We start from the raw sequence: 26,170 nt of genomic DNA on the forward strand, positions 1-26,170 counted from the left end.
CTAGATATATGCTTCCGGAGCATATACTTTCCGGAAACCTACAGGTCAATCCGTGAAAATCCGCGATTCCGGACACACTTTTTGACCCTTAACCCGGAAAACCATCGATAAGTCGGGCAGACAAAAAGACCCGCACCTTACCGGTGCGGGTCTGCGTTGTGCGCCCGAAGGGATTCGAACCCCTAACCTTCTGATCCGTAGTCAGATGCTCTATCCGTTGAGCTACGGGCGCATTTTGTTGTTATTCAGCGACTCTGGGGTAATTCCCTCGGTCCCTGCAACGAATAGATACTTTACTCATCCTGCTAAGTTTTACAAAATCGCCTGTTCAAGCAACCTTTTTCGGCACTTATTCAAGTACATATTCGTTGCACATTAATAACAGGTTTCGTAGCGGTTACCCCGGCCTATCCGAACAGGACCGACCGAGGTACCCCTGACCGAGGTAACGAAGAAACCGAGGAACTACTCGCCGCGGACCCAGCGGACAGCGTTGCCAAAGATGTCCTGCTCACCAATGCCCGGAATATTGCGCATCAGCCCCTCGCGGAAACGCTCCGGGTGGCCCATCTTGCCCAGGATCCTGCCGTCAGCACTGACAATGCCCTCAATGGCGTAGGAGGAACCGTTCGGGTTGGCTGGCGCTGTCATCGTCGGCACGCCCTCGGCATCGCCGTCGGCATCGACGTACTGGAAAGCGACCTGGCCGGCCTCGAACAGGCGGCGGGCCTCGTCCTCGGAAACCACGAAACGACCCTCACCGTGAGAAACCGGCATGAGGTGGGTCTGGCCTGGCTCGAAACCGCGCAGCCACGGGGAATCCACGGTCGCGACGCGAGTAGTAGCGATGCGGGACACGTGACGCAGCTGGCGGTTGTGGGCCAGGGTCGGCGAGTCCTCGCGGAGCTGCGCCGGGTCGCCGTACGGCAGGAAGCCGGACTTGACCAGCGCCTGGAAACCGTTACAAATACCGAGCACAAGACCGTTGTCGGCCACGAACTCCTTGACGGCGGCTGCGACGTCGTCGGAACGCAGGAACGCGGCGATGAACTTGGCGGACCCGTCCGGCTCATCACCCAGGGAGAAGCCACCGGAGAATGCCAGGATGTCGGCGTCCTGAAGCTTCTCGACGAACGCCTTCGTGTCCTCCGCCAGCATTGCCGGGGTCAGGTTGCGGATTACGTGGAACTCGTAGGTAGCGCCAGCCGCGACGAATGCCTCGGCCATGTCGTACTCGGAGTTGGTACCAGGGAAGACTGGCAGCAACACGTGGACATCCTTCTTGCCCGGGCTCTGCAGGTCGGTCTTGGTCTCGTTGACCTGGTTGGCGAACTCCGGCAGGGCCTCGCCCTCGTAGTCATTGAGCGGGAAGACCTCACGGTAACCGGACTCCATCGCCTCCAGAGCCTCGGCGACAGTGAAGGACTCCTCACCGAAGCGCAGCGTGCCCGACTCGTCGGTGGTACCAATCTTCACAGCACCTTCAACAGCACCATCAACATCCTGACCAGCCGGAACAGCCACAACAATGGAACCCAGCGGAGCCTCCGGAAGGGATGCCTCCAGGCCCACGCCATTACCCACAGCCATGTTGACCAGGGTCGCAGCCAGATCCGCGTTAGTAACAGCCGAGGCCGCAGCCGGACGCAGCTCGCGCACAGCAGCAAATAGTTCGTTGAGCTGCTCGTAGTTCGGTTCCCCGGACTCGAGCGGCTGGTGCGCAAACAGGTAGAGGTCGAAATTACCGGCCGGGATTGCAGCGGATACGGCGTCGGTCTCGTCCATCGCGGCAACTGCGAAGGTCACCAGGGTCGCCGGCACGTGCAGGTCCTCACCGTAGGTGCCGGACATGGAGTCCTTACCGCCAATAGCCGCAACCTGGAAGCCGTCCTGAGCCTCGAGCAGACCGAGCAGAGCCTGCGCAACCTCGCCCCAGCGCTGCGGGTCCTGGTCCAGGCGCTGGAAGTACTCCTGCACACTCAGCCAGGCGCCGCGCGGATCGCCACCGGCCGCTGCGAGCTTAGCTAGTGCCTCCACGACGGAGTAGGAACCCATGAGGTACGGGGATTCGTCGGCAAGCGATGGCGAGTAACCCCAGGTCATGATGGACGCGGTGCTCGTGCCGCCATCGACCGGCAGCGTCTGGATCGACGCCTGCTCGTCGGTCTTCTGCGTCGCACCGCCGTACGGCATGAGCACGGTGGAGCGGCCGACGGTCGAGTCGAACTGCTCGATCATGCCCTCCTGGGAGCCCGCCGTCGCCGCACGCAGCGACTCCAGTACGCTCGTCGGAGCCTGCTTTACGACGCCGCCCTCCGCAGCAACCATCTCGACGTTCTGGGCGCGGTCGGCGCCGTTGGTGTCGATGAACTCACGGGAGAGGTCGAACACGACCTCGTCGCCCATGAACATGCGCAGCCGACCGGTGTCGGTGATGTCTGCCAGCGCGACGGCCTCGATGTTCTCTTCGGCAGCGGCGGCGATGATGAAGTCAGCGTCCTCCGGGCGCACGACCAGCGCCATGCGCTCCTGGGACTCGGAAATCGCGATTTCGCGGGCATTCAGACCGGCGTACTTCAGCGGCACGCGCTCGAGGTGAATGTCGATGGAGTCAGCCAGCTCACCGACCGCAACGGACACGCCACCAGCGCCGAAGTCATTACAGCGGACAATCTTGGTGGCGACGTCCTCGCGGCGGAACAGGCGCTGAATCTTGCGCTCGTTGACCGGGTTGCCCTTCTGCACCTCGGCGCCGGAACGGCCCAGCGAGTCCTCATCGTGAGCCTTCGACGAGCCGGTCGCACCGCCGACGCCGTCACGGCCGGTGCGGCCACCGAGCATAATCACCACATCGCCCGGCGCAGGTTCGAGGCGCTTGACGTTGTCTGCCGGGGCAGCGGCGACGACGGCACCGAGTTCCATTCGCTTAGCGACGTATCCCGGGTGGACCAGCTCGCGCACACCAGTGGTGGCCAGACCGATCTGGTTGCCGTAGGAGGAGTAGCCGGCTGCGGCGCGGGAGGAAATATCGCGCTGCGGCAGCTTGCCCTCGAGGGTCTGCTCGCGCGGAGTGTTGATGTCACCTGCGCCGGACAGACGCATGGCCTGGTAGACCCACGAGCGACCCGACAGCGGGTCGCGGATAGCGCCACCGAGACAGGTGGAGGCACCACCGAATGGCTCGATTTCGGTCGGGTGGTTGTGAGTCTCGTTCTTGAACATGAGGAGCCACTTGCGGTCATCGCCCTCGACATCGACGTAGACGGAGCAAGCGTTGATTTCCTCGGAAACTTCCTGGTCATCCATGACACCCGTGCGACGCAGTTCGCGGCCCATGATGGTGCCCATGTCCATCAGGGTGCGTGGCTTGTGGGTGCGGCCGTTGAGCTCACGCAGCTCGTCGTAGCGACGCAGCGCGCGGTCGAGCTGTGCGGCAAAGCGCGGCTCGTTGTTCTCGATGGAGGTCAGCTCGGTGTTGAAGGTGGTGTGGCGGCAGTGGTCCGACCAGTAGGTATCCAACGCGGACAGCTCTACCTCGGTCGGAGTGCGGCCCTCGGAGCGGAAGTAATCCTGGATGGTCTTCAGGTCAGCCAGCGACATGGCCATGCCGTCGGCTGCGAGCAGCTCGGCCAGGCCTTCGTCATCCAGCTCGGTGAAGCCCGGGTACTCCTTCAGCGGCTCGATCTCGCCCATGCTCGGACGGCGCAGGACGCTCAGGTTCTTCTCCCCCGATTCGACCGGGTTGATGAGGAAGGAGCGCACGGCGTCATTCACCGGAGCATCGAAAACATACAGCGTTGCCGAGGTGATCTGCGCCTGCGTTTCCGGGCGGAGCAGGCGCAGGGCCTGCTCGGCGGCATCGGCACGCTGGTCGTACTGGCCAGGCAGCGGCTCGACAGCAAGGTAGTTCCCCAGCTCGGCGGGGGCCGGGAGCTCGACCAGCTCGTCGACACGCGAATCAGCAACTACCGACTCACGCAGCGCGACAAGATCCTCCTCCGTCGCATCGAAAGCATCGTAGAGATAGTAGATTGCCACCTCGCCGTCCTGGCCGATCGAGGACAGCAGCGTAGCTTCCTCATTGCGGAACTCGGGCTTACGGCGAACGGCTAGACGGGCGTCCATCAAGGCTCCTATCGAAATACGGGGAGGGCAACCGGGGTCTAAGTCTATTGCAACTGTTCAGGATAGGAAAATGTCCCCCGGTGTGCGAGGCGGCGCGGGGCGGAAGCGGCGCGGGGCGGAAGCCCCGATTGACCAAGTACAAGGCCAGGCTAATCGGATTCGGTCGGGCAAAGGCTGCGCGGGGGTGTTGGAGGTACGGCCGTGGCGGCTCAGGGAGGTGGCGAGTCGGTCGTCAGGTCCGGGTTGGTGCCTGTTGCTGCGCTTTGCTACCTGTTGCTGCGCGTTGCTGAAGCAAAGGGAGCTGGTTCGTTGTCTTATCGATGCATAGTTCACCCATCGATTCGCTATAGCCTGGCCACAAGTGAACAGTGCATCGACAAGTGCACACGTAGCACCCACAGCGTGCGCATAAGTGGCGCAAAACCATCGACAGGTCACGAGAAACCATCGATATGTGACCGAACCCTGGCCACAAGTGAAGGACCTCGCTGCCCCCGCCCCGCAATGCCCCGGCTCGCGCTGCCAGGTAATAAAAACAAAAAGCCCCGCACCTACAAGGTGCGGGTCTACATGGTGCGCCCGAAGGGATTCGAACCCCTAACCTTCTGATCCGTAGTCAGATGCTCTATCCGTTGAGCTACGGGCGCGTGTGGCGGAGGCGAGAGGATTCGAACCTCCGGCCCGTCGCAAGACAGGCAACTCCTTAGCAGGGAGCCCCATTCGGCCGCTCTGGCACGCCTCCAAAACCACTGGCATCGATCCCGCTTCAGCAAAGCTGTTCGCCATTGCGTGGACGAGACCAAATAACCGCAGCCAATCCTACAGAACACAAGAATTGAAAAGCAAAACACCCGCGGAGCCACCAAATACGGCGCCACAAATAGCGACCACACCTTGGGATTTTGCGGGGATTCTGTACTGCCCAATCCGGGCCATGTTCTACAGTTAGGCCTATGACCAACGATGCATCTTCAGTTCAGCCCAAAACCCGCGCCGACCTCGAGCAGGTTCCGGCCTATGTCCCGGGCAAGGCTGTGCCCGGCGCGCTGAAGATCGCGTCCAATGAAATGACTCAACCGCCACTGCCCTCGGTGGTGGAGGCCATCTCGCAGACCATCGCTGACCCAACCACCAGCCCGAACCGCTACCCGGACATGGGCGCGGTTGACCTGCGCATTAAGCTCGGCGAGCACCTGGATCTGCCCCTGGAGCAGGTCGCGGTCGGCTGCGGCTCCTCTGCTCTGTGCCTGCAGCTCGTACAGGCCACCTGTGCGGATGGGGATGAGCTCGTGTTCCCGTGGCGCAGCTTCGAGGCCTACCCCATTCTCGCTCGCGTCGCCGGGGCTACTCCGGTGCCGGTGCCGCTGGATGCGCAGGGTCGCAATGATCTTTCGGCAATGGCTGCGGCTATCACCGACCGCACGCGCCTGGTTTTCGTCTGTAATCCCAACAACCCAACGGGCACGACCATCACTCGCGAGGCATTCGCGGAGTTTATGGCGCAGGTTCCGGGCGATGTTGTGGTCGCTCTCGACGAGGCCTACATCGAGCTGGTGGACGAGGCCACTCACGCCACTACCCCGTTGGCGCATGAGCTGCTGGATACCTACCCCAACCTGGTCGGTTTGCGCACATTCTCCAAGGTCTACGGCCTGGCTGGGCTCCGCGTGGGCTACATGTTCGGCCCGGAGAAGCTTGTGGAGGCCGTGAATAAAGTCGCCATCCCCTTCTCTGTGAACACCCCCGCGCAGATCGCCGCGCTCGCCTCGCTGGACGCGCAAGAAGAGCTCTCCGCCCGCATCGCTGAGGTCCGCACGCAGCGCGTCGCTGTCACCGAGGCCATCAATGCCGCCACCGGCCGCGAGACGGTGCTGCCGAACTCGCAGGCCAACTTCATTTGGATTGACGAGGGTCGGATCGCGGATCTCTCTTTGCTTGACGACGTCTCGGTGGCCACCACCACGGATCTCGGTGACTTCCTGGCGCAGCGCAACATTCTCATTCGCTGCTTTGCCGGCGAAGGTGCTCGCATCACCATCACTACTGAGGAAGAGACCTCGCAGCTGCTGGCTGCGCTAGGAATTGAGCGCTAACAGCTATCGCTCAGCTAGCAGCTACCGGCGCGGCCGGTGGTCGCGCCACCGCTGCGCTCAATCGCCTTTGCGATGCGGTCAAGCATTTGCTGGCCGGTCTCATAGGTGCCGTCGTCAGGCTGGGCTGCGATAGCTACACCAACGAAGGTGCCCGGCTTCTTGCCCGGCAGATAGCCGAACTGCCGCACAAGGTAGACGCCTTCATCATCGGGACCCCAACCGCCCTTGAAGTGGGCGCCGCGGATGCGTCCGAGGCCGTAGGACTGCTCGTCGGCAATCTGTCCCATGAGGTCAGCGACCTTTGGGCCCGCCTCGATGCACTGCAAATTGGCGCCGAAAATAGCCTGGTCGCGCAAATCCCACTGCGTCTGCCCGAAGACGGTGTATTCCGCACGGATGCGGTCAGTGCCCATGACGGTGCGGGTGTCGTGGCCCTCTCGGAGAATCTCGTCGGTGGTCGCGCCCGCGGTCGCGTCATCGCCCAGGGAGTACCACATGGACTCAGCCGCATCGTTATCGGAAACCGTGATTGCGTCTTCGACCAGGGAATCCACGCCCGATTGGCGCACATAAGCCACCGCAATCGGCACCTTGGAGGTCGACCAGGCCGGACCCGTTTTGAAGTCACCCGTGGAAACCACTTCGGAATCCTTATCCGGCGTTGCCAGAGCGGCGCCGGCCAAACCACCGAGTTCCTTTTGCGCGGATTTCACGGCCTCGACAACTTCGCGAGGCATCTCACCGGGCACAACTTTCCCGTCGGAGGATGCGCCGCCGGGGCCGTCGTCAAGCGGATTGGACAGCGTCGGCGACGGCATGCCCGCCGAATCGGTGCCAATGGTGCAGGCGCTAAGGCCGAGCGTGACGACGGCGGTTGCGGCCAGAGCCGCTCGGAGACGTTTAGACAATGTGCACCGTCGCATTCGTACCGCCGGTGCAAGTGACAACCTCACCGTTATCGCGGCAGGTCATGCTGTATGTCTTGCCTGTTGTTGGGCTGCTAGCGGTGACAGTACCGTTGAGCTTCTTCGTAAGTTGGTACTGCTCAACGAAGGAATTGCGGACGTTGGTGGCAAACTGACAGGTCGTCGTGTTACCGCCGACATCTTCTGCATATACCAAGTTCAAATCACCCGGATCGCCCGAGCCGGAGCAGTGACGCCAGTTCGATGGCGGCTGGAACCCTTCAGCGCGACGCTTCTGCTCAGCGGTCGACGAGGTGGAGGAACCCTCAGCACTAGCGGACTGAACCGACTGGGGCGAGTTGCTGCCGGCCGAATTCACTCCCTTCGAATCGGAGAAGTAGAAGTAAGCCATTGCGCCGACGAAGAGAGCGACCGCAACGAGTGCCAGGACAATAACCGCGATGGTCAGCCCCTTGTTGTCATTGCGCGGCGCAGCAGCCGGACCAGCTTGCGGACCTGGAACATAGGGGGCAGGGCGGTATGGTTCAGGCTGCTGGGACTGTGGATACTGCTGCTGCAGATACTGCGTTTGCCCCTCAGGCTGCTCCCACTGTGCCCCATCCACAGCGCTCCACGCATTTGCCGGCGTATCAGCGGAGGGTTGATCATCTGACGTGCCCGGATTTATGCTCCACTCACCGAACGAGTCGTCCGAGTGGTTGCTCCGATTCGTTGCCATTGTTCGACCTTTTCCCTCAATACCGTCCGCCAGTATGACGCTGGGTTTGTATTACAGCAAGACCGAGCTTACCGGTTTTGGCAATTTGCCCGTATTGTTTCAGGCCACAGTACACGTTGGTCGGAGCAATTAAATTACCTCCGCAAAATTACCTGTGGCAGATTTCGGACACACGAAACCCCCGACCGCATGCGACCGGGGGTTACGTTCTGCAATTCGCTCTCTATCCGGGGGAAGTTTTTACTTATCCCTCAGAGAGAACTGCCGCTAATCGCGACCTAGAACAGTCGTTAGAACGGCCACCACGACGGCTTCGCATTCTTGTTCACGACTACCTTTTCGCCGCCGACAACCCAGTTCTCGTTGGGGTTCAAAAGCGCGCCCACGTGGGCGTAGCCGCCGTTGTCGAACTCACCTTCGTAGTCCGGAGCCCGGTACGTGAAGTCAACGGAGACAGACTTCGAACTGCTGACAGTCGGGTTGTCCTTGAAGGCACCGAGGAAGCCGCCCTCCGTCCAGGACAGGCGCACCTGACGATTACCGTTGCGCTCGGTGTTGACGTACTCCCCCTCCTTCAGCGTGTAAATACCGCCGCCGAGGATATTGTCCTGCGACTGGCGAGTCACACGAACGAGCTCAAAGTCAGCCGGGATGTTGTGGCCGATTCCCCGCAGCTTGGCGTTGCCGTTGACACCGACGACCTCAATACGGATCGTGACCTCGTCACCCGGTCGGACCTCCTTACCGCGGATAATCTGCGAGTAAACATCAGCAGACCATGCCGGGCCACCGATGGTGCCGAGCTTCTTCTTCGGGGCGCTCGAGCCCGGCAGGGTCAGACCAGGCGAATTAAGTCCTGGCGAGTTCAGACTCGGCGAGGGCAGACCCGGGGACTGCGCCATGGCCGGAGCGCCGAAACCGAAGGTCAAGCCAGCTGCGAGGGTAACTGCGGCAATGGCGGTACGGGAGCGACGTCGCGGACGAGAGGCCGCGATGTTCTTGGAGTGCATATTGCGCATGATGGGAAAACTTTCTGTGAAAACCTGAAAACAGGCGCGGTGGAAAAGCTGGAATTACTTAGCGGTTAATGCCCGGCGACGGCAGCCCCGGGGACTGGAAGCCCGGTGACGGCAGGCTCGGCGACTGCAGGCTCGGGGAGCCCAGCGAGCCACCTGGGACATCCGGAATACCCGGAATATCCGGAGCTGGCGCCTCCCGCTTCACAGTGAGCTTCGGCCCCATGTCATGCAGCTTCTCCACCGAATTGCTCGGGTTGAAGTGGATTTCGGTTCCCGTATTCAACGCACCGTCGGCAATTGCGTTCGTGACGCGGTACTTCCACTTGAAACTCACAGTCGACGTGGTCGGGGAGCCCCATGCCTGAAAGATGGTGCCGGCCTTAAACTCCACCGCACCGTTGTTAACGATTTCCAGCCACTTATCCGACTCGTTCGGATTCGCCCACTCATCGTTGCCGACCTTGTACGTCGCCGAGTTGGCCACGTACTGCAGACCATTCGGAATGACATCGGTCATGCGCTGAATGTAGGACTTCGCACCCCAGATGTTGTTGTCCGTGTAGGTCAGAGTAAAGGTCACGACATCGCCAGGCTTGACGACGGCACCCGCGACACCATTGACCTCAACGGATCGCGTCACATTGGAGTTCTTCCAGCTATGCGTCGCGCTGGAGGAACCAGTACCGGTGACTTCACCAATGGCGTCGGTGACAGTCTGAGTGATGGAATCAACGCTCAGCAGGTCCTGAGCATGTGCGGTATTACCGAATCCCGCAAAGGTCATACCTGCGGCTAGAGAGAATGCAGCAATGCGAGCAATGCTGCGGTTACGTACGGTGCGAGTTGCCATCTGTCACGGGCTCCTTTTAACGATGCGAAGACTTGCGGCCGGAGTAGGCCAAATATGGCGGCTCTCCAGTAGGAATGCACGCGTGATGCATCGGCGTGCGGTTCACTTGGCGATAGTTAATACGACACCTATCGACGGCGGCAACAAGTAGCCATTTTTCGAACATCAACCTAAAAATCGAAAACCATGTCGCCACATCAGTCACGCCAGTCACATGTCCGCACATGCGTTACAGGTTTGGGCCGGCTGGAATACTTTTAACTATAGAAATACGCACTGCCCTGAAATGGCCGTTTCCCACCGCTGCCGAAATTGACCCCATTTTCCATCCCGCGACAAAACACCCCAGCTTGCCCCCTGTAACGCTGTTCAGGGGTATCCAAAGAGCCCAATTACATGCCCGTCCGACCACCCCATAACGGGGTTAACCACGAAAGCCTCCCAAAGGTCCGACTATCCGTCGCTGACCTCAGCACATACGCCAACTTTTAGGAGAAATGGAGAAACCCCCGGTAGAAGATCTACCGAGGGCTCCCAGCTGCGGAAGTAGAGGGATTTGAACCCCCGGAGGTGTGACCCTCGCTGGTTTTCAAGACCAGTGCATTCGGCCGCTCTGCCATACTTCCAACGCCAACATCATAACCGCATACCGCCGTAAGGCAGCAAACGCCCTCATAACACCCCTTGCCAGCACCTTTCGCAAGCCCTTCATCGGAAACCGCACCCCAAGCATCCACCTCTACAGACATAACTATTTTTGCTAACTGCAAAAGAGCTTGAAATACCGCGTGCATAACCAGTTTTTGCATTACCTTTGAAGACTATGAAGGCAATCATTCAGACTGATCTTTCCAACCCCCGCGCCCTGGAATGGGCCGATGCTCCGGAACCGACTCTCGAGGATGGGCAGGTGCTGGTCAAGGTCAAAGCCGCTGGCGTAAACCGCGCTGACCTACTGCAGGCCGCTGGCCACTACCCGCCACCGAAAGGCGTGACCGACACCCTCGGCCTGGAGTGCGCGGGTGTCATTGAAGAGGTCAAGGGGGACTCCCAGGGCTGGAAAGTCGGCGACGAGGTCTGCTGCCTTCTCTCCGGTGGCGCTTACGCCGAAAAGGTCGCAGTCCCGGCCGGCCAGATTCTCCCCCTGCCACATGGCTACTCCTTCACCGAGGCCGCATCCATCGTCGAGGTTGCCTGCACGGTGTTCTCGAATGTCGTGATGATTGCCGGCCTCAAGGAAGGCGACCTACTGCTGGTCCACGGTGGCGCGGGTGGCATCGGCACTTTCGCTATTCAGATGGCCAAGCGGCTCGGTGCTCGCGTCGCAGTCACCGCCGGTTCGGCGGAGAAGCTGGCTAAGTGCAAGGAGCTCGGCGCCGACATCCTCATCAATTACAAGGAAGAGGACTTCGAGGAGATCGTTGCAGCTGAGGGTGGCGCCAATGTCATTCTGGACATCATGGGCGCAAAGTACCTCGACCGAAACGTCAAGGCCCTGGCGAAGGACGGCCACCTGGTCATCATCGGCATGCAGGGAGGCGTTAAGGGCGAGCTCAACATCGGCCGCCTGCTGAGCAAGCGCGGCTCCATCACCGCCACCGGCCTGCGCTACCGCGATCTCGCTGACAAGGCTCGCATCGTCAACGCCACAGAGGACACCATCTGGCCAATGCTTGCCGACGGCACCGTCACCCCTCAAATTCATGAGGTCATGGATATGCGCGACGCAGCCAAGGCCCACGAGCTGCTCGACAGCGGCGCGGTCAGCGGCAAGATTGTGCTGACCGTCTAGTTAGCTGACTACCTAGTTAACCGAGCGAGGCAACTGCGCGCACGAGCTGGTCAATGTCGTGCGGCGTATTGAACGGCTGGAGGCCAACTCCCACGGCGCCTCCAGCCTCATCGATGCCCATGGCCTCCAGCAGTGGCGATTCGTATGCATCAACAATGCTGGTCACCAGGCCATTATCCAGCAGCCTGTCCACAACCACCTTCGCCGACACCCCATCGACGAGGAAGCTAACGCGCGGAATGTGCTGTGCCCGCGACACACTCGCGAAAGAATCATCTTCGGTATCCATACCGATGATGTACACCCGAGGCAGGGTCATCAACGCTGCAATCAGGCGTTCCGACAACGTCGTCAAGTAGCGAGAAACCTGCGGCATCGCCGTTTCAATGCGATGCCTACGTGACCCCCTCGCCGTGCTATCCAGCGATGCCAGGTGCAGCACCGATTCCGACACTCCGCCGAGCAATGCCGGCGACACCGCGGAAACCTCGATCCGCTCGACGCCGCGCACATTCGGCACATAGCTTAACGACGTCATGCGCTCGAACATCTCGGGATCCTTGAACACCAATGCTGCGACCTCAGGCCCGCCCAGCACGGAGGCATCAACCAGCATGATGTCGGCGCCCAGCTTGCTCATCGACACATCGCGGTAGGCGACAATATCCGAGGCATCAACCAAAACCCAGGCGTTGGAGTGCTCATGCACCCGCCGAGAAATGTCAGCTACCGGGGCAATGGTGCCAATGAACGGATCCGCGGCCGGGACGACAACGAGGCGAGTGTGCTCGTCTACGAGCTCGTCGAACTGCCAGGACGGCAACGTACCCGAGGACAAGTCGGCCTCAGCAATGCGGACTTGAGCTCCGTAGAGATTGGCTGCCCGGCGTAGTGGTGCGTGTACAACTTGCGAACCAATGCGAGAAATCACCAGGTTAGAGCCGAGCGTCAAGCGTCGACTCATTGCGGACGTGAACTGCTCCATGAGCACCTCACGCGAAGATCCCAACACCACGCCGGCGACCGGGCCGCCAGTGAGGTCGGCAAAAGCCCGGCGCGCACTGGCGGTTAGCTCCGCTGCAGCGGGAACGCCCGAGCTGCGCGACTGGCCATGAGCCCCCGCCCCAGTCTCACCAGGAAGGGACTTCTGGGCATTGCGAAATGCAGAAATCATCGCAGCCTGGACACGCTCGGGTACCTGGGTGCGTTGACCCGCATTGAGGTATGTCCAACCGTCGGAAAGCGACGAGTAAGCACCCCTGGTTGTCGGCACATCGAAGGCCATGAAAACCCTTTCCCGGTTTCGAATTCAAGCTGCGATATCTATTTCAGAGTTAACTGTGCAATCACCCACGAATCGAGCGTTCATGCCCCGAACCGTGTATCGCTTGCACATCTTAGTTGGAACCAATTCTATCGAAGCAACCCCATATAGGATAATCTTTATCCCTTTTTAGCAGTTGCTTAAAATTGGCCGAACTTTTCCTGCCTGTATCCATGCGCAAGCACTCCCGATGCGTGAACCATATGCACCAGCTGCATGCCATAAAGCAGTTACAGCGGCGATTGTATGTAAGTTTTCCAGGGTCACATAACCAGTCACATAACCAACCGTGGAAACAGCCTCAGAAGCACCACGTCACCACCAATGACGACCGTCCCACGCGACCGTTGTTCGCTGTCACGACATGGAATAATGGCTCGCCCAGTGCCGTCGGTATTCAATCTAAACCGCCCTAGCTAGTAGTTTGGAGACGTGACTAACGCAGAAAATGATCGCCAATCCGCAGCTGCAGCCGACCAGCCGGCCAATACTGTGCGCAATGGCTCCGCTATCCGCACGGAGGAAACTCTCCGTCGCGACATTGCGCGCATAACTGACGCAACGGGTGAGGCACCGGCTTTCAAGTCGCGTTCCCGCACCATGGGTGCCGCCTGGCAGGATCTGGTTACCGGCTTCGGCCAGCGTGAGCTGTGGCTGCAACTGGGCTGGCAGGACATCAAACAGCGGTACCGCCGCTCCACGCTTGGCCCACTGTGGATCACCATTGCCACCGGCGCCATGGCCCTGGCTCTCGGCCTGCTGTACTCGCTGCTGTTCCAGCAGGAGCTGGCGTTCTTCCTGCCACACGTGACCGTTGGCCTGATCATCTGGGGATTCATCTCCGGCTGCGTGCGCGAGGGCGCAACCGTCTTCATTGAAAACGAAGGTCTGATCAAACAGTTGCCCAGCGCGCTGAGTGTTCACGTCTACAGGCTGGTATGGCGGCAGCTGCTCTTCCTGGCCCACAACATGGTGATCTGGCTGATCCTCGTGCTGGTCTTCCGGCCGGATTTGGGCTGGAACTTCTTCCTGGTCATCCCCGCGATGGCGCTGCTGGTGGTCAACGGTGTGTGGGTGACGATGTTCTTCGGCATCATCGCTACGCGCTACCGCGACGTGGCACCACTGCTGGATTCCCTAATTCAGCTGGTGTTTTACATGACTCCGATTGTGTGGACCACCAAGACACTGGAGGAACAGGGCGGTGCCGTCGCCGAACGCGCACGCATCGCAGAGATCAATCCCCTGTTCCACTACCTGGAAATCATCCGCGCCCCACTGACCGGCCAGCCGGTGGATACCTACCACTGGTGGATCGTCCTCGCCTGCACCGCAGTTGGCCTGTTGCTGGCACTCGGGGCCATGCGCCTGTGGCGCTCCCGCGTGAGCTACTGGGTTTAGGCCGCAAAGGCCGTCGTTAAGCGAATAGAACTAGCAAGGGATAAGCATGGTCAGCATTGATACTTACAACGCGTGCGTTGACTTCCCCATTTTCGACGCCAAATCGCGGTCGATGAAGAAGGCGTTCCTCGGCGCCGCGGGTGGTGCGATTGGCCGCAATGACTCCAATGTCGTGGTCATTGAGGCGCTGAAGGACATCAACATCCACCTGCGTGAGGGCGACCGCGTCGGCTTGGTTGGCCACAACGGAGCGGGTAAGTCCACGCTGCTGCGACTGCTGTCGGGCATCTATGAGCCCACGCGCGGTGCCGCCGATGTGCGCGGCCGTGTGGCTCCGGTGTTCGACCTCGGTGTCGGCATGGACCCGGAGATCTCAGGCCTGGAAAACATCATTATCCGCGGTCTGTTCCTGGGGCAGACGCGCAAGCAGATGAAATCCAAGCTCGACGAAATCGCAGAGTTCACCGAACTCGGCGACTACCTGCACATGCCACTGCGCACCTACTCCACCGGTATGCGCGTGCGACTGGCGCTCGGCGTGGTCACGTCCATTGAGCCGGAGATTTTGCTTCTCGACGAAGGCATCGGAGCCGTCGACGCCGCATTCATGGCGAAGGCCCGGACGAAGTTGACCGAATTGGTCGATCGCTCCGGTCTGCTGGTGTTTGCGTCGCACTCAAATGAGTTCCTGGCGCAGCTGTGCGACACGGCGCTGTGGATTGATCACGGTACGGTTCGACAGGCAGGGCTTGTCGACGAAGTGGTCGAAGCCTACGAAGGTAAAGAGGCCGCCGACCAGGTGCGCCGCGTGCTCGCGCAGCGACGGTAGCAGCTTCGCCGGGAGTCCGGGCGCGGTTCCCCCATCGTGGCCGAGCGAGCGGCTCGCGGGCAGCCGGCCGGCGGCTGGCGGGCGGCACGGATGCTTGGAATTGCTCACCCGGAGCAACATGGCAAGATAGACAGCAATAAAAACAGTAATAAACGGTACGTCCCCGATGGAGAACGAAGTGAGCGAAAACTCGGCTGACCACCCAAATCACGATGAGGCAGCAACGGCCGCAATCGTGGTGACTCACAACCGCATCGAGGACCTGCGCCAATCGCTTCCCATCGTTGCCAGCCAGACCCACATGCCGAAGTGGCTCATCATCGTCGACAACGGCAACGACCCGAAGGTCAAGGAACTCGCCGAGCAGGTGGCGGCGCAGCAGTCGTCGGAAAGCGGATCGGCGCCGGAGATTCACTACGTCGGTTCCAAGACGAACCTGGGCGGCGCTGGTGGTTTCGCACTGGGCATGCTGACCGCGCTGTCGCTCGGCGCGGAGTGGATTTGGTGCGCCGATGACGACGGGCGCCCGGAGGACTCCTACGTGCTGAAGGCGCTGCACAGCTGCGCGCGACGCCACCAGCTCGACGCTGTCTCGCCGGTGGTCTGCGATATTAAGGCCCCGAACAAGCTGGCATTCCCCCTGCGCCGCGGGCTGGTGTGGCGCCGTCATCGCGAGGAGCTTTTCGAAAGCGGCATCAACCCCAAACTCCCGGCAGTGAACGACTCTGAGGGGCGGAGATGGTTCACCAACTTTGCAGATCAGAAGGCTGCGACCGGGCTCGAACTGCCTAGCGACCTCGAAACCATCGACGGCAACCACGACCTCCTGCCCGGCATCGCATCCCTGTTCAACGGCGCGCTGTTTAGCGCCCGCTCGCTGGAACAGCTCGGCGTTCCCGACTACCGCCTATTCATCCGCGGCGACGAGGTCGAATTCCACCGCCGCCTGGTCCGCTCCGGCCTCCGGTTCGGCACATGCTTGACGACGGCCTACCTGCACCCCTCCGGTTCGGGTGAATTTGTGCCCATTCTCGGCGGCAAAATGCACACGCAGTACCCGACCAATGACTTCAAGCGCTACTTCACCTACCGCAACCGTGGCTACCTGATGAGCCAGCCTGGCATGCGCAAGCTCATGCCACAGGAGTTCCTGCGCTTCGGCTGGTTCTTCCTGGTCCAGCGCCGCGATGTCCGCGGCTTCTACCGCTGGTTCAAGCTACTGAAGCAGGGGCGCAGGGAGAACTTCGAGCGCTTCGATCCAAAGTCGAAGTAGTTCGGGCTGGCGTTGCGGCTGGTGGGGCTGAGGCTGTGGCGCTGGCCTGCATATTTGATCTCGCCCGGGTCGTGTAGTCCGCATTTCGAGTGCTCAGTGCGCAAAAGTGTTACCTAACCCCTGGTTCCCTTCTCCTCCACTGACATATCGATGAGGTATTCACTCATCGATGCGCTACAGCCTGCGCATAAGTGAATAGTCCTACGATAAGTGCGCGGGCCAGGCCAACAGCGTGGCCATAAGTCCTGAAAAGTCATCGACAAGTGGCGGAAAGTTGGCCATAAGTCGCTGGAAATCCGAGCCAGTCCGCTCGTAATCGTTCCAAGTCCGGTGAGCACAATTGCAATAGGTCAGAAGCCGAACTCAGCGGGAGTCGCGCGAGGCCGGTGCATTTTCCAGAAGCTGCAAACGCTGCTTACGCTCCTGGATTCTGGACTCACGGAGCTGCCGATCTTTATACGGGACAGTGGCTTGACGAAAACGCCCAACTTCGGACGAAAATACCAACCCACCTGCCTGAATGCGCTGCCTCTGCCGAATAGCGAACTGTCGCAAGACCTCCACGCAGTCCCCATTAATGACCTGTGACCATTGGAAGCGGAGTACATCTAAGTGGAGGTTTCGCAGACGCTTCTCGCGAGCTTGCTCTTTCAGAAGCACAGTCTCCGTAGCTGCTACCCCGCCACCGGAATACTTAGTCAGCCCATCGAACTCAATGATCAAATTCAGATGAGGCACATAAAAATCGACGCGCCCAATGAATCCTTCACTGTCATAGAACTCGACTTGCTGCATGAGCACGCATTTTTCGTCGTAAAGCGTGGCAATTCCTGAGTCGATTATGCATTTCTTTGTGATTGACTCACCGATGGTTTCGCTGTGTGCGCTGGCAGTTCGAAGTAGCTCGCGGGCGCGGCGGGTACCCGGCGAACGTGGGTAATTTGTGAGGACGGTGTGCAGTTCTTCGAGGTCACACCACTGTCGCAGTGCGGTGTCAACGATGACTGGCCCGTTTTCGGACTCGGCGGTGCGGCAGATATCGATGACGGTTTTCGGCACATCGGTAACGCAGCGCCCACCAATGCGAACGATGTCTTGTTCGAGGATTCTGTCACCGACATGGCGCAATCCGCCGCCAGGTCGGCGCAGGCCGGAATTGGCAAGCGCGATTGTGGCATTTCGAACAAGCAACGGGATGCCATGCAACGCAGCGGCTGCTTCACCCGTAATGATTGTCCCGGAACCTGGCTTGACCAGTGCCTTTATCTGCAGTTGAAAACGTTCGAATGCTGACAGCGCATTCCAGCGAGAGCACTCGATGTATGTGCCGTACGCCAGTCTGAGCAGGGATCCATCTCGAATATTTGCGCTTCCGACGTGCCCGTGCAGATTATCCAGCTCTGACTTGGCACTGACATATTCACAAGGATGCTTGATTTGTTTCTGCGAAGCCGCGTGAATGAGGCCATCGGAATCGTAAGTCCAGTTAGGCATTGGTTTAGGCACGCTCCCCGAGGTGGGCTACAGGAATTCACGCATTGGAATTAGTGCCTTTAGTTATGGTCGACCCCGCGGAAATTGGCAGCAGAAAAGCCGCCGAATTGCCCGTTTCTGTGGACAATTTGGCGGCTGTGGATAACTAGCTGCGGACACCCAGCTGTCGCTTACTTAGTACTTGGCGCCGTCCTCAACTGCGAGACCGAACGGAATGACGGTGTCTGACGGCCAGTACTTCTCGTCAGCTGAGAAGCTAATCGTTACCCTTTCCCCGTCGCTGTGGAGACTTGGGTTAATCACGACATGGTCAATAGTGCGTGTCTCAGATTCATTACTTCCTGCAAGCTTTGCTGTCACTTCAGTTGGCTGGTCGAGAACCAGAATCGCAAATTGTCGATCGTCGGCAGTATGGGGGTTGGGATCCTCACGCTGCTGATAAGCGAGAACCTCGGCTCGATTCTGGAAAACCTTCACAGTACCGGTCACGGTCTGCTGGCCGCTGGTTCCGTTGCTCGACCCCTGCGAACTAGAACCCGAAGCCCCAGACTGCGAACCCGAACCAGCCCCCGACTCCGAAGCCGACTGCCCCGCCGTCGGATTCGGGCCACCGTTGCCACCGTTACCACCATCAGCGCCAGTACCATTCGAGCCCGAGCCCGGCGCGCAGTCATTACCAGCAGCAATGGCCTCGACGACATCCAGGTTGTCAGCCGGAATCCAGTTAAACTGTTCGAACTCCCCGGCACCCGGATTCGCAGGCGTTTCCACCAGCTCATTGCCCTGGCGCGTCACCAGCAAATCTTCCTGATCGCGCCCCATCCTCTCTGCAGAAAACGAGAACATACCCGGCTGACCAGTAGCTCGCTGAAGAGCGCGACGTACACCGCCCACAGAAGTCACGCCGTCATGGTAGGAATTCTGAAACTGAATTTCCTGACCATTCTCGTCAACGCCGTAGACACCAATCGCATCAATTTCGGCGCTCATCGCACTTGTGCCATAGTTCAGCACCAGCTCGGGCACGCACCCATCATCAAGATGCACGAGCGCATATTTCATCGCCCCACCGGGGCTAACTTCTCCGACAAAAGTCTGCAGTGGCGCCGGGTTCGCCAGCACCTGCTTGTACACAACGACGGCCTTCTCCGCCTGCGCCTGCACCTGCGCATCGCCATTTTCGCGTGACGACGACACACTGCCCTCGGCAGCCGCCGAATCGCCACCTCGATCCCCAGAAACCTGGAGGAAAAGGAACAGAGCCAGCAACAGGATAATCAGCACCAATAGCACCAAAATGGCGATGAGCTGCTTGCGGGTTTTGCCACCTGAGCTAGTCGAAGGCGTGGGTGTGTGCGTGGTCATGATTGAAGAACTACTCGCCTTGGAAGAACTTCTCCCAGTTGTCCTCGCTGGTCAAAAATGGCACGGCGGCACGCCACTGCTTCGCCAGGTCGTCCCACTTGGAGGAAAGTTCGCGCATGAGGCTGATGGTCTCGGCACGCATGGACTTTTCCTTTTCCAGGTCGCGGACCAGGTGACGCACTCCATTCTGGGAAGCATCGGTAACCCACACGTCGTCGAAGGTGGAAATGTGCCACCAGAAGGAGTCCTCGAAGGCCACAGCCACCGGACCCGGGCGCTTCTTACCCATCTGCGTATAAGCCAAACGCTTGGCCATCGTCTTGTTTTCGCTGGAGATCTCGTGTGACGGCGGACGAACTGGGGTCAGACCGCCCGGCATCTCGTGCATCGGCAGCAGCTCGGTCTCCGGGAAGTTCTTTCGACCAGCGGAAATGCGAGCGAAGTCGCCCTGCGATGCGTTCTTCAGCACCTCCGGGCCACGCAGCAGGTCACGGACAGCTTCCATCTGCGTCCAGGCCAGGCCGTAGCGCATGGAGACCAGGTTCGAGAGGATTCGTCGTGAAGCGACGTTGACCATGTCCTTTGCGGTGACATCGCCGTGCATGGTGGCGGCGATGAGGGAGTTGCGCAGGCCGAAGTACTGGGCGGCGTTTTCGATGTCCTTCCAGTAGAAATCGGCGTGCCAGACGGCGGCGCCCGGAATGGTGTCGGTCGGGTAGCCGGCCTTGGCGGCGCGGAATCCGTAGTCGATGTCGTCGTACTGGAAGAACAGCGGCAGCGCCAGGCCAATCTTCTTAATGACCTCGGACGGCACCAGGCAGGTCCACCAGGCGTTGTAGTCAACGCCCAGGCGACGCAGCTGGTGGTACTTGCGCACGTCCACGTCGGCGTAACCGAACTTGGGGTCGTTCTCCTCGACGGTCAGCGCCTTCCAGTTGTAGGTCTCGCCGGTGCGGAAGAGGCTGGTCGGGTTGAACAGGAAGAGCATCTGCGCGCCGAGCAGCATCGGCTTTTCCGCGCATACGGCCAGGGCGGATAGGCGCAAGGTAGTTTCGGGCTCGGGGCGGATGTCGTCGTCGGTAAGCAGAACCATGCAGTCGCCCGCAGCGGTGGCGTCGCGCATGCCGCGGGAGAAACCGCCGGCGCCGCCGAGGTTCGGCTGGTGGACAACGTTCAGACGCTCGCCGAGGATCTCCTTGGCCTGGATGAAGTCGGCTTCGTCGGCCGGGTGCTGTTCGCCCTGGTCAACGACGCGGATGGTGCGAACGCGCTCAAGGGCTGGCAGGTCCTCTGCCAGCGTGGCGACGGTTCGAGCACAGTCAACCGGTCGGTTGTAAGAACAAATGACCAGGTCAGTCGGAATATCGCGCTTGATAGCCGACTTGGGCACAACATAGCGGACATCGGAAATCTTTGCGCCTGCGTCCTCGGTGTCGAAGCGCAGGTGAATGGCACCGCCATCGGCGAAGCGGTCCAGCGGAACGGTCAGGCGCACCTCTTCATTTGCAGAGCCCGACATCGGCGAGTGCTCACCGGTCCAGTTGCCGTCGGCATCCGAGCCGCCCGCTGCCCAGGAGTCCTCCAAGCGAAGGTGGCCCCCAATATCTTCGGTGTAGGCCAGCACACGCGCGGAACCGACCACGCGCGCACGGATTTCGACCTGCTTAATTGAGGTCCAGCGCTGCCAGTAAGAAGCTCGGAAGCGACCGAAGTAGGTGTCAGTGCGCACCACGGTGTGGCGACCGAGCGTGATCGAGTTACGGGTGGCCTGCACCGAGCTGTCGTAGGCGCCAACGCCTTCGACTCGGTAGTACAAATCCGGCTCCACCCAGTCTGCGGGCGGAGCAAACAGCACGCGCTGAATAGTCAGCATGTCAACATCGGTTTCGGCGGTCAGCTGAGTGGATTCCTTATTAGAAGCAGTCGAAGTCACGTCCCCCAGCGTATCGCGCTATTTCACACGGAAGATGAATACACGCTGAATGATGAAGTTAATTACCGTCGCAACGCCCTGTGCGACGACGAATGCGCCGAACTGTGCCCACTGCGCGTTCCAATCCCAGGCCTCGACAAGCCAGGGCTGCAACACATTAAAGATGCCGACCTGTGTGGCGTAAGTAATCAAGTACAGCACCGCAACTGCCAGCACCTTCTTCGCCGAGGACTTCGACTTGAAGGTCCAGCGGCTGTTAATGATGTACGCCGTAATCGTGCCGAAAACCCAGCCGACCGTCTTACCCCAGAAGTTGGTCGCCCCGAAGGCGTTGAGCATGATAAACGTCAGGCCGAAGTCCACCACCGCCGCGATGACGCCGGAGATGATAAAGCGCATCATCTGCACTTTCAGTCCGTGCTCGTCCTTGGTCTCCGTCGCCATTGGCACTGCGGCCGAGTCCTCTACGACAAAACCGTTTTCGTGGGAGCCGTTTCCGAGCTTGCCGTTGTCGCGGTTCGGGTTTTCATTTGCTGTTTCATTCGCTGACACGCCTAGGAATTCTAGGCCACCGGCCAGCTAACAAACAGCCAGCGCGAACATAAACAGGCAATAAAGAGGAGAAAAGAACTAACGCCGCAGCGCCTCACGCAGCAGATCCAGCCGCTCCACCGGCGAGAGCGCATCCTCCCCAGCTAGCCCCAACGCGCTCATCTCCGCCCAGCTAGCCGCCGCCAATTCCTCAACGTCCTCGCCGGATAGCGGGATGCCCTCGTCGCTCTCCCAGCCGAGGCGCTCCATGACATGCGCCGCCACATCATGCCGTAGCTCATCCGAGGTCAGCGCCGCCAAGCACAGCAGCTCCACCAATGCCGCATCGTGCCCGGCTGGGTCTTTCTCGGCGTCCTCTATAGGCAATGCGCGCAATCGCTTAACGACGCTCTCCCCCGCCTCCCCGGTCAATTCCAGCGCGGTTGCTTCCGACCTCTGCAGGTCCAGAGCCTGTAACAGGGGCACGAATTCAAACACCCCCGACCTCTCGATGATGTCCACGATATCGGCACGAGCGGTGGCCAGCGTATTTTGAATAGAGTCCCGTCCGGTCAATTCCCTATTGATTGCGGCAATATCTACCGGCTCCTCCGCGTCCACATCCCCCAGTGCGCGGATTGAACCCGAGCCACCGATGCACAGGGCATCCGGGGTGGCCTCATCGCGGGCAAAAGCTTCTCTGACCTGCAAGGTATGTTCCCACAGGCCCCACTGCCAGATAAGGGTATCGCCGGGACTTTGCAGCACCTCGGCAACTGTGGTGGACAGGGGAACATCGACGACTCCGACCGCTGCGGGTCTGCCGCCAGTCACCAGCTGCGCCGCAGACTCCACCGCAGAGCCGGGCAAATGGAACTTCGTCGGCACGCTTTCCTCGCCCCACCCAAAGATGACCGCTAACACGCGGGACAGGCTTCGCAAATCCATCTGGTCATTGACCCCGAAGACGCGGTGGGCACTGCACGGTTCTTCCTCTAAAGAGGCACCGATAATGAGCGTGGCCGGTTCCGTGGCCACGCGAACGCCTGGGAAGGCGACTACGTTATCGGTCTGTGCTGCCATACCTCACAGCGTACGCAGGAAAAACAATGTGGCCTGGATAGCAAAAACTCGCTACAATGCGCGCGTTTTTACCAGCGGAATCTGGCGCGGCTCCGCACCCCATGGCTCTACCAAGTACTTGCGACGCAGGCGCTGCGACTCCACCGCGGTCCACTGCGCCACCAGCTCTTCTACCCCGCGGGCAAGCCCCAGCACCGGCCCTGCGACCTTTTCGCCAACATGCGGAAAATCAATAACCTCCACGTCGTTGACCTTGGGAAACCGCGGCTCCGTCAGATTTCCCTTGCCGGGCTTGGCCTTCTCTTCCTTCGCGGCGGCGCGCAGCTGTCCGATGTGGTCACGAATGCCGGCCACGGATGCCGGCAGGTCAATCACCGTGGCCCCCGCCTGCTCAATCGCTTGCGATAGCAAGTCCGCACCCTCAGCACCCTCAGCGCTCTCTGCCGCAGCGTCACCGTCACCATCGCCCGCGGTCACAGTTGCAACAAAGCAACCGGTGAGCAGATTGGTGGCGGTCTCCAGGGCTCCGTCGTCAAGCGGATCCACCAGCCATGCACCCGACAACCTCTCGCCTGCAAAGGACGGCGAGAGCTCCACATGCCAAATGACAACGGGCGATGTGGAACTACATACGGCAAGGGTCTGCGGAGTAGCAGCAGGCGTGGAAGTCATGAGGTTGATGGTATCGCGAGTGACGGATCCCACGCGGGGTAGCCTTTATCGCATGTTCGACTTTTTCAAGAAGAAGCCGCGTGAAACCATCAACATGGCCGCCGAGTACACCAACACCCCGCTGTCGAACCAGATGGTCATGCTGTTCGCCGAGGAACTGCCCATCCTCGACAGCAAGGAACGCGCACAGGTCTACCGCGCACTCGAGGCGTACGACGGCCCGCAGATCACCTCGCAGGAAATGCTGCCGGAAGAGATCCGAAAAATTATGGATCTATAGTCTCTCCGTACATTTCACTCGCTTTCCGACGGCCCGTGCGCGGCCTCAAGCGTGACCAACACCTCGGAGCGTCACGGGCGACGGAGCCGGTGCAAAGGGGTAGCCTAGCCTTGATGTCCACTAACACTAACGGCAAGTCCAGCACCGATGCTTCGAACGGTGCCTACGGAGCCGTACACACAGAAGCCAGGACCCTGACCGGTTGGGGTCGTACCGCCCCCGCTAAGTCCCAGGTGCTGTCGACGCCGGACTTGGATGAAATCGTTAACGCCGTCAAGGCTGTCGCAGACCAGAACTCCGACAAGCCTGCCCACCTGCGCCGCGGTGTAATTGCCCGCGGTATGGGCCGCTCTTACGGCGACCCCGCCCAGAACTCGGGCGGTCTTGTCATCGACATGCAGAAGCTCAACAAGATCCACTCCATTGACCAGGAGTCGGCGATTGTTGATGTCGACGGCGGTGTCACACTGGATCAGCTGATGAAGGCCGCGCTGCCCTACGGCCTGTGGGTGCCGGTACTGCCGGGTACTCGCCAGGTCACCATCGGTGGTGCCATTGGTCCGGATATTCACGGTAAGAACCACCACTCCGCAGGTTCTTTCGGCAACCATGTGCTGTCGATGGAGCTGCTGGTCGCTGATGGCCGTATCCTGCACCTCGAGCCGGAGGGCTCCGCAGATGATCCGGACGGCAAGCTGTTCTGGGCAACTGTCGGCGGCATGGGCCTGACCGGCATTATTGTCCGCGCTCGGATCAAGATGACCAAGACCGAGACGGCCTACTTCATCGCTGATACGGACCGCACGAATAACCTCGACGAGACCGTGGCATTCCACTCCGATGGCTCGGAGCACAACTACACGTACTCCTCCGCGTGGTTCGACGTCATCTCCCCGGAGCCAAAGCTGGGCCGTTCCACTATTTCCCGCGGTTCGCTGGCAACCTTGGCGCAGCTGGAGGAATTCGCCCCGAAGCTGGCCAAGGATCCGTTGAAGTTCAACGCTCCGCAGCTGATGACGGTTCCGGATATCTTCCCGAACTTCACCATGAATAAGCTTTCCCTCATGGCTATCGGTGAGGCCTACTACCTCATGGGCGCCCCGGCGCGTAACCAGGTCAAAAACCTCACCCAGTTCTACCAGCCGCTGGATCTCATCGGCGAGTGGAACCGTGGCTACGGCTCCAACGGCTTCCTGCAGTACCAGTTCGTGGTACCGACCGACGCCGTCGAGCCTTTCAAGGACATCATCCGGGACATGCAGCGCTCCGGCCACTACTCCGCGCTCAACGTGTTCAAGCTCTTTGGCCCCGGCAACAAGGCCCCACTGTCCTACCCGATGCCGGGTTGGAACGTCTGCGTGGACTTCCCGATCAAGCCGGGTCTGGGCGCCTTCCTCGATGATCTGGATAAGCGCGTCATGGAGTTCGGCGGCCGCCTCTACCTGGCCAAGGAATCGCGCACTTCCGCCGCTAACTTCCACCAGATGTACCCCGAGATGCAGAGCTGGCTGAACACCCGCAACGAGATCGACCCGCACGGTGTCTTCGCCTCTGACATGTCGCGTCGACTGGAACTGCACTAAAAGAACCGAGAGGATTTAAGCCCCAATGATTAATGCTGTAGGCGCTGCCCAGTCCATCCTGCTGCTCGGCGGCACTAGTGAAATCGGCCTGGCTATTACCGCCGAGTTCCTGAAGAAGGGCCCGGCCAAGGTCATCCTGGCTTCCCTGCCCAACGATCCACTGCGCGAGGCCTCCGCTGAGAAGATGAAGGCCGCCGGCGCTTCCGAGGTGGTCACCCTCGACTTCGACGCAACGGACTTCGACTCCCACCCGGAGGTCGTCGAGAAGGCATTTGCCGACGGCGACGTGGATATCTGCATCGTCGCGTTTGGCATGCTTGGCGACGCCGAGGAGCTCTGGCAGAACCAGCGCAAGGCCGTCCTGGCTGCGAACATCAACTACACCGGCGCGGTGTCGATGGGTGTTCTGGTTGGTCAGAAGTTCAAGGCGCAGGGTCACGGCCAGTTCATTGCCATGTCCTCCGTTGCTGGTGAGCGCGTGCGTCGCTCCAACTTTGTCTACGGTTCCACCAAGGCCGGCCTGGATGGTTTCTACCTGAACCTGGGTGAGGCCCTGGAGGAGTACGGCGTCAAGACCCTGGTTATCCGCCCGGGTCAGGTCCGTACCCGTATGTCCGCTGACGTGGACGAGGCTCCGTTGACCGTGAACAAGGAAGATGTCGCCAAGCTCGCAGTGAAATCCGTCGAGGCCGGTAAGACCCTGGTCTGGGCTCCGCCGGCATTCCAGCTAGTGATGATGGTGCTGAAGCACATCCCGCGCCCGATCTTCAAGAAGCTGCCGATTTAAGACTCGAACAGCAGAGCTTTTACAGGGTATTTCCGCGCTGACTCTCAAGTTTCTTGCATCCGTTTCGATAAAACCCCAGGGCTGTTTTCTGA

Annotated in this window: 20 protein-coding genes and 4 tRNA genes; 8 read left to right on the top strand and 16 right to left on the bottom strand. The window is 60.2% G+C overall.

Translation table 11 applies throughout. The features are described from left to right. Nucleotides 1–159: 159 nt before the first annotated feature. From AB1Z34_RS09795 to AB1Z34_RS09810, 4 genes are all read right to left on the bottom strand, one after another. Nucleotides 160–232: transfer RNA gene (locus AB1Z34_RS09795), tRNA-Arg, on the bottom strand. A gap of 233 nt (nt 233–465) precedes the next feature. Continuing rightward, nucleotides 466–4,125, bottom strand: a complete 3,660-nt coding sequence (locus tag AB1Z34_RS09800; protein WP_367158282.1) for a phosphoribosylformylglycinamidine synthase — start codon at nt 4,123–4,125, stop codon at nt 466–468. A 571-nt stretch (nt 4,126–4,696) separates the two neighbouring features. Beyond that, nucleotides 4,697–4,772 (bottom strand) — tRNA-Arg (locus AB1Z34_RS09805). Between the two features lie 3 nt (nt 4,773–4,775). Then, nucleotides 4,776–4,867 (bottom strand) — tRNA-Ser (locus tag AB1Z34_RS09810). 211 nt (nt 4,868–5,078) lie between these two features. On the opposite strand from AB1Z34_RS09810, the gene AB1Z34_RS09815 reads away from it, so the two are divergent. Next, a complete protein-coding gene (locus AB1Z34_RS09815) occupies nt 5,079–6,218 on the top strand; it encodes a histidinol-phosphate transaminase (protein WP_367158283.1) in 1,140 nt (379 codons plus the stop codon). A 14-nt stretch (nt 6,219–6,232) separates the two neighbouring features. Here AB1Z34_RS09815 and AB1Z34_RS09820 read toward each other — a convergent pair whose 3' ends face one another. From AB1Z34_RS09820 to AB1Z34_RS09840, 5 genes are all read right to left on the bottom strand, one after another. Further along, a complete protein-coding gene (locus AB1Z34_RS09820) occupies nt 6,233–7,126 on the bottom strand; it encodes a hypothetical protein (protein ID WP_242451355.1) in 894 nt (297 codons plus the stop codon). Then, nucleotides 7,119–7,862 (bottom strand): hypothetical protein, encoded by a 744-nt coding sequence (locus AB1Z34_RS09825; RefSeq protein ID WP_070603642.1) that lies wholly within the window; start codon nt 7,860–7,862, stop codon nt 7,119–7,121. The genes AB1Z34_RS09820 and AB1Z34_RS09825 overlap by 8 nt, the downstream gene beginning before the upstream one ends. A 290-nt stretch (nt 7,863–8,152) precedes the next feature. Next, nucleotides 8,153–8,881 carry a hypothetical protein gene (locus AB1Z34_RS09830; protein ID WP_284858007.1) on the bottom strand — a complete coding sequence of 243 codons (729 nt, stop codon included), beginning with the start codon at nt 8,879–8,881 and terminating at the stop codon, nt 8,153–8,155. A 58-nt stretch (nt 8,882–8,939) separates the two neighbouring features. After that, nucleotides 8,940–9,731 (bottom strand): hypothetical protein, encoded by a 792-nt coding sequence (locus AB1Z34_RS09835; protein ID WP_367158284.1) that lies wholly within the window; start codon nt 9,729–9,731, stop codon nt 8,940–8,942. 541 nt (nt 9,732–10,272) lie between these two features. Beyond that, nucleotides 10,273–10,357: transfer RNA gene (locus AB1Z34_RS09840), tRNA-Ser, on the bottom strand. A 197-nt stretch (nt 10,358–10,554) separates the two neighbouring features. Between AB1Z34_RS09840 and AB1Z34_RS09845 the strand changes: the two genes are divergently transcribed. After that, nucleotides 10,555–11,523 carry an NAD(P)H-quinone oxidoreductase gene (locus AB1Z34_RS09845; protein ID WP_048732059.1) on the top strand — a complete coding sequence of 323 codons (969 nt, stop codon included), beginning with the start codon at nt 10,555–10,557 and terminating at the stop codon, nt 11,521–11,523. 16 nt (nt 11,524–11,539) lie between these two features. On the opposite strand, the gene AB1Z34_RS09850 is transcribed toward AB1Z34_RS09845, so the two are convergent. Next, nucleotides 11,540–12,808, bottom strand: a complete 1,269-nt coding sequence (locus tag AB1Z34_RS09850) for an aminotransferase class V-fold PLP-dependent enzyme (RefSeq protein WP_048732056.1) — start codon at nt 12,806–12,808, stop codon at nt 11,540–11,542. A gap of 471 nt (nt 12,809–13,279) precedes the next feature. Between AB1Z34_RS09850 and AB1Z34_RS09855 the strand changes: the two genes are divergently transcribed. The 3 genes from AB1Z34_RS09855 to AB1Z34_RS09865 all read left to right on the top strand — a co-directional run bounded on the left by AB1Z34_RS09855 (nt 13,280) and on the right by AB1Z34_RS09865 (nt 16,350). Continuing rightward, nucleotides 13,280–14,248 carry an ABC transporter permease gene (locus AB1Z34_RS09855; RefSeq protein ID WP_016421833.1) on the top strand — a complete coding sequence of 323 codons (969 nt, stop codon included), beginning with the start codon at nt 13,280–13,282 and terminating at the stop codon, nt 14,246–14,248. Nucleotides 14,249–14,294: 46 nt separating this feature from the next. Continuing rightward, nucleotides 14,295–15,077 carry an ABC transporter ATP-binding protein gene (locus tag AB1Z34_RS09860; RefSeq protein ID WP_005510871.1) on the top strand — a complete coding sequence of 261 codons (783 nt, stop codon included), beginning with the start codon at nt 14,295–14,297 and terminating at the stop codon, nt 15,075–15,077. 166 nt (nt 15,078–15,243) lie between these two features. Next, nucleotides 15,244–16,350, top strand: coding sequence for a glycosyltransferase family 2 protein (locus tag AB1Z34_RS09865; RefSeq protein WP_070547050.1), 1,107 nt, complete (start codon nt 15,244–15,246; stop codon nt 16,348–16,350). A 363-nt stretch (nt 16,351–16,713) separates the two neighbouring features. Here the strand turns inward: AB1Z34_RS09865 and AB1Z34_RS09870 are convergent, their stop codons facing one another. From AB1Z34_RS09870 to AB1Z34_RS09895, 6 genes are all read right to left on the bottom strand, one after another. Then, the gene (locus AB1Z34_RS09870) at nt 16,714–17,844 is read right to left on the bottom strand and encodes a hypothetical protein (protein ID WP_367158285.1); all 1,131 of its coding nucleotides are present in this window, start codon (nt 17,842–17,844) and stop codon (nt 16,714–16,716) included. Nucleotides 17,845–18,018: 174 nt separating this feature from the next. Next, nucleotides 18,019–19,209: a hypothetical protein gene (locus tag AB1Z34_RS09875; RefSeq protein WP_367158286.1), complete on the bottom strand. Its 1,191-nt coding sequence runs from the start codon at nt 19,207–19,209 to the stop codon at nt 18,019–18,021. Between the two features lie 10 nt (nt 19,210–19,219). After that, nucleotides 19,220–21,142 carry a glycosyltransferase gene (locus tag AB1Z34_RS09880; protein WP_049189780.1) on the bottom strand — a complete coding sequence of 641 codons (1,923 nt, stop codon included), beginning with the start codon at nt 21,140–21,142 and terminating at the stop codon, nt 19,220–19,222. 18 nt (nt 21,143–21,160) lie between these two features. After that, complete coding sequence (locus AB1Z34_RS09885) at nt 21,161–21,694, bottom strand: GtrA family protein (RefSeq protein WP_053093006.1); 534 nt, start codon at nt 21,692–21,694, stop codon at nt 21,161–21,163. Between the two features lie 78 nt (nt 21,695–21,772). Beyond that, entirely contained in the window at nt 21,773–22,756 is a 984-nt protein-coding gene (locus AB1Z34_RS09890) for a hypothetical protein (RefSeq protein WP_049189781.1), read from the bottom strand. Between the two features lie 51 nt (nt 22,757–22,807). Further along, complete coding sequence (locus AB1Z34_RS09895) at nt 22,808–23,461, bottom strand: hypothetical protein (RefSeq protein WP_367158287.1); 654 nt, start codon at nt 23,459–23,461, stop codon at nt 22,808–22,810. A 19-nt stretch (nt 23,462–23,480) separates the two neighbouring features. Here AB1Z34_RS09895 and AB1Z34_RS09900 point away from each other — a divergent pair, with 19 nt between their 5' ends. The 3 genes from AB1Z34_RS09900 to AB1Z34_RS09910 all read left to right on the top strand — a co-directional run bounded on the left by AB1Z34_RS09900 (nt 23,481) and on the right by AB1Z34_RS09910 (nt 26,078). Continuing rightward, nucleotides 23,481–23,708: a hypothetical protein gene (locus tag AB1Z34_RS09900; RefSeq protein WP_005510976.1), complete on the top strand. Its 228-nt coding sequence runs from the start codon at nt 23,481–23,483 to the stop codon at nt 23,706–23,708. A gap of 113 nt (nt 23,709–23,821) precedes the next feature. Further along, nucleotides 23,822–25,291, top strand: coding sequence for an FAD-binding oxidoreductase (locus AB1Z34_RS09905; protein WP_070607246.1), 1,470 nt, complete (start codon nt 23,822–23,824; stop codon nt 25,289–25,291). A gap of 25 nt (nt 25,292–25,316) precedes the next feature. Continuing rightward, entirely contained in the window at nt 25,317–26,078 is a 762-nt protein-coding gene (locus AB1Z34_RS09910) for a decaprenylphospho-beta-D-erythro-pentofuranosid-2-ulose 2-reductase (protein WP_038627263.1), read from the top strand. Nucleotides 26,079–26,170: the final 92 nt, after the last annotated feature.

It is taken from the genome of Corynebacterium sp. 045007, from assembly GCF_040743205.1.
Classification (GTDB): domain Bacteria; phylum Actinomycetota; class Actinomycetes; order Mycobacteriales; family Mycobacteriaceae; genus Corynebacterium; species Corynebacterium jeikeium_D.